Origin of the sequence: Mycobacterium sp., from assembly GCF_035499775.1 — a bacterium.
GTDB lineage: Bacteria > Actinomycetota > Actinomycetes > Mycobacteriales > Mycobacteriaceae > Mycobacterium.
Window position 1 is genome coordinate 1 of the sequence record NZ_DATJYB010000133.1, and the last position, 4,050, is coordinate 4,050.

Annotated in this window: 3 protein-coding genes and 1 pseudogene; all 4 read left to right on the plus strand. The window is 64.2% G+C overall.

The features are described 5' to 3' along the window. Window positions 1–627: pseudogene (locus VML93_RS09345) on the plus strand (hypothetical protein); the annotation flags it as partial. Then, window positions 624–1,817 (plus strand): serine hydrolase, encoded by a 1,194-nt coding sequence (locus VML93_RS09350; protein WP_325609923.1) that lies wholly within the window; start codon window positions 624–626, stop codon window positions 1,815–1,817. The pseudogene VML93_RS09345 and the gene VML93_RS09350, both read left to right, overlap by 4 nt. 65 nt (window positions 1,818–1,882) lie before the next feature. Beyond that, window positions 1,883–2,119, plus strand: a complete 237-nt coding sequence (locus tag VML93_RS38530) for a C1 family peptidase (RefSeq protein ID WP_414686313.1) — start codon at window positions 1,883–1,885, stop codon at window positions 2,117–2,119. 298 nt (window positions 2,120–2,417) lie between these two features. Beyond that, a partial coding sequence (locus tag VML93_RS09355) for an acyl-CoA synthetase (protein WP_325609925.1) occupies window positions 2,418–4,050 on the plus strand: 1,633 nt, incomplete at its 3' end.

Consider the following 4,050-nt stretch of genomic DNA (forward strand, 5'->3'; position numbering starts at 1 on the left):
AGGCTGGGCGACGTCATGCGCCGCGAGGGTTACCGCGGTTACTTCGAGGTGGACCTTCTGCATGACCTCGACTCCGACGAGCTCTACCTCGGTGAGGTGAATCCGCGCCTGAGTGGCGCCAGCCCGATGACGAACCTGACCACCGAGGCCTACGCCGACATGCCACTGTTTCTCTTTCACCTGCTCGAGTACATGGACGTCGAGTACGAGCTCGACATCGACGAGATCAACGCGCGCTGGGAGCGAGGCTATGGCGAAGACGAGGTTTGGGGCCAGGTGATACTCACCGAGACCTCGTCGGATATCGAGATCTTCACCGCGACACCACGCACCGGTGTGTGGCGCATCGACGACGACGGTCGTGTCTCCTTTGCACGGTCCGCCAACGACTGGGCCACGTTGCTAGACGGGTCGGAGGCCTTTTACATGCGTGTCGCGGCGCCGGGCGACTTACGGTCCGAGGGCGCCCAACTCGGCGTGCTCGTCACCCGCTCACACCTGCAGACCGACGACTACCAGCTCAGCGAGCGCTGCCGGCGCTGGGTCAACGGCATGAAGGCGAAGTTCACCTCCACGCCCCTGACGCCGGCCGCGCCGATCGTCTCGCGGCTCGTCGCACGAGCGTGAGTGTCCCGGCTGGTATCTCACTGGGCAACTGGCTGGCGGCTCCATACGCGCATTGGTCATTCCAGCACGTCGAAGACTTCGTGCCGACCGCGGTGATCTGGCGCGGAACCGGGCCGGTCGCGGCCTTGCCCACAGCTAGTGCCCCGGTGGCCGAGATCCCGATGACCACCTCCGACGGGGCGGCCACCACCGTCGGGGCGGTGATGGCCGCCACCGCTACCGACGGGTGGGCCGTCGCCCACCGCGATGCGATGGTGGCCGAGGACTACCTTGATGACCTGAGCGCCCAGACCCGGCACCTGCTGTTCTCGGTGAGCAAGTCGCTGGTGGCAGCCGTCGTCGGCGTGCTGCACGGGGCCGGTGCGGTCGAGCTGGACGCGCCGGTCACGAGATACGTTCCCGCCCTGGCGAATTGCGGCTACGCCGGGGCGACGGTGCGCCACCTGCTGGACATGCGGTCGGGTATCGCTTTTTCGGAAAATTACAGCGATCCCGCCGCGGAGATACATGTCCTCGACCAGGCGATGGGGTGGGCGCCTGAATCCCGTCCAGATGCTCCGGCCACGCTGTGCGACTTTCTGCTGACCTTGCGACGGAAGTCGCCGCACGGCGGACCGTTTCAATATCGCTCGTGTGAGACCGATGTCCTGGGCTGGATCTGCGAGGTCGCCGGCGGCCAGCGGATGCCTGAACTGATGTCGGAACTGCTGTGGAGCCGCATCGGCGCCCAATGCGACGCCACGATCGGCGTAGACGCGGACGGCACAGGGTTTTTCGACGGCGGCATCAGCGCCTGCCTTACCGACATGATCCGGTTCGGGTCGCTGCTCCTGCGCGACGGTGTCTCGTTGACCGGCCAGCAGGTGGTGCCGCCCGCGTGGATCGCCGACACTCTCGACGGTGGTCCCGACTCGCGTGAGGCGTTCGCCGCCTGCCCTGACGACAACGAAATGCCCGGCGGGATGTACCGCAACCAGATGTGGTTCCCGTACCCGGGCAACAACGTCGTGTTGTGCCAGGGCATGTGCGGCCAGATGATCTACATCAACCGCGCCGCGGAGGTGGTCGCCGCCAAGTTATCCACTCAGCCGGACTCGCACGAGCCGCACATGATGGACGCGCTGCGCGCATTCGATGCTGTGGCGTACGACCTGGCTGGCGTCGGTCAGGTGCGCGACGAACTGGCATGATCAGAAGACGCTGATCACGACCGGCCGAGGTTGCCGCACGGTTTTACCGTCGCCCCCTGACTCAGTTGTCGCACGCGCAACAATGGGCAAGAACCCTGCGTTGCAGGCCCGCCGCGGCTAGCGTTGCCCACGCCATGCTCATCGTGGGCTACGACGACCACTACGAGAATTCAAAAGGCGCGGTGCACATTCAAAATAGCTGGGGCAGAAAATGGGGTGACAAGGGATTCATTTGGATGGCATATGACACGTTCGAAAAGCTCGTCCAGGGACAAGGGATCTACATTCCGAGCTCCGCTTGAGCCTCCTGCTAAGCCCAGGGCGTCCGAATCCGCTTGATGTTGGTGATCTGTAGTCGCATTAGTTGCGCCAGCGTTGGCGAAGATCGCTGGCGCCGCGGGTGTTTCGGCCCAAACCGGGTATGCTCGCCGAAACGATTTACCGTCCGCCCCAGTCGAATTGACGACACAGCCGTGGCGGTACCCTGCCACGGCCCGGGTAACCCGAAACGTCTCGCCACGACTAGGAGCACCGAACCAGCGCGGCAACCATGACCAAGACATTGCTAATCTGACTCGAAACTGGCGCTGAGGAGACCCGATGGCCAAGGCACTGGGCGGAATTCGGCAGAAGCTGAGTCGCTCCGCGGAGATGGCGAAAGCTGTAAAGCGATTGCACGATACCGGCATCCTCGACCTCGCCAACCTCGGCGTGACGCTGCAGACCGTGAAGAATTCGCGCGTCTACACACCGCAGGCGACGATGGCGATCCAGGGCGGTCGCAAATTCCCGTCGCTGCCCGCCGTCGTGGACGAGCGCGGGACGTTGACGTACAAGCAGGTGGACGACATGTCGACCGCTCTCGCGCGCGGGCTCAACAAGCTGGGCGTCGACGAAGGCTCCGTCGTGGGCCTGCTCTGCCGTGACCATCGCGGACTCGTCATCGCGATGGCCGCGTGCGGAAAGCTCGGCGCCCGGCTGGTATTGATGAACACCGGCTTCGCCAAACCGCAGTTTGCGCAGGTGTGTGAGCGCGAAGACGTCAAGGTCGTACTCCACGACAGCGAATTCCTGGGCTTGCTCGACGCGCTGCCGGCCGGGCTGCCGAGGGTATTGACCTGGGTGGACGAAGGCACCCACCCGCCCGACGACATGCTGACGATCGACGGCATCATCGCCGCGAACGGCACCGCGCCATTGCCCTCGCCGAGCAAACCCGGCAAGGTCGTCGTCCTCACCAGCGGCACGACTGGGCTGCCGAAGGGCGCCGGGCGTGCCAAGGTCTCACCGTTCGCGACGGTGCAGTTGATCGACCGAGTTCCCTACCCGCGCAAGGGGACCATGGTCATCGTCTCGCCGATTTTTCACAGCACCGGCCTGGCGACCTTCTTAGTCGGGGCAGCGTTGGGAAACAAGATTGTCACTAGCCGGCGGTTCAATGCCGAAGGCACACTCAAGCTCATTGCCGACCACAAGGCGGACATGTTGGTGGCAGTCCCGACGATGCTGCACCGCATGGTCGAACTCGCTCCCGACGTCATCGCCAAGTACGACACGTCGACGCTGAAGGCGATCGCGATCGCCGGATCTGCGCTGACCCCCGAGCTGTCCAACCGCGTCCAGGACACGTTCGGGGATGTGCTCTACAACATGTACGGCTCCACCGAGTGCGGGATCGCAACCATCGCCACACCGGACGAACTGCGCAAGGCTCCCGGAACCGCGGGCCGCTCGCCGGTGACGTGCGAAGTGGTGTTGTTCGACGAGAACGACCGTCGTGTCTACGGCACCAACAAGCGGGGCCGGATCTTCGTCCGCAACGCGGCGCCATTCGAGGGTTACACCGACGGCCGGCACAAGCAGATCATCGACGGCTACATGTCCAGCGGCGACATGGGCCACTTCGACGAGAACGGGTGGCTGTTCGTCGACGGGCGCGACGACGACATGATCGTTTCCGGCGGAGAGAACGTCTTCCCGCAGGAGGTCGAGAACCTACTTGTCGAGCGCGACGATGTGTGCGATGCGGCCGTGATCGGTGTCGACGACTCTGAGTTCGGAAAGCGGTTGCGTGCCTTCATTGTTTCTCAGCCCGGCGCACCGCAGGACGTTGAGGAGATCAAGCTCTATGTCAAGAACAACTTGGCGCGCTACAAGGTCCCCCGGGATGTGGTGTTCATCGACGAGCTGCCACGCAATGCCACGGGCAAGGTGCTGCGACGGGTCTTGGCCG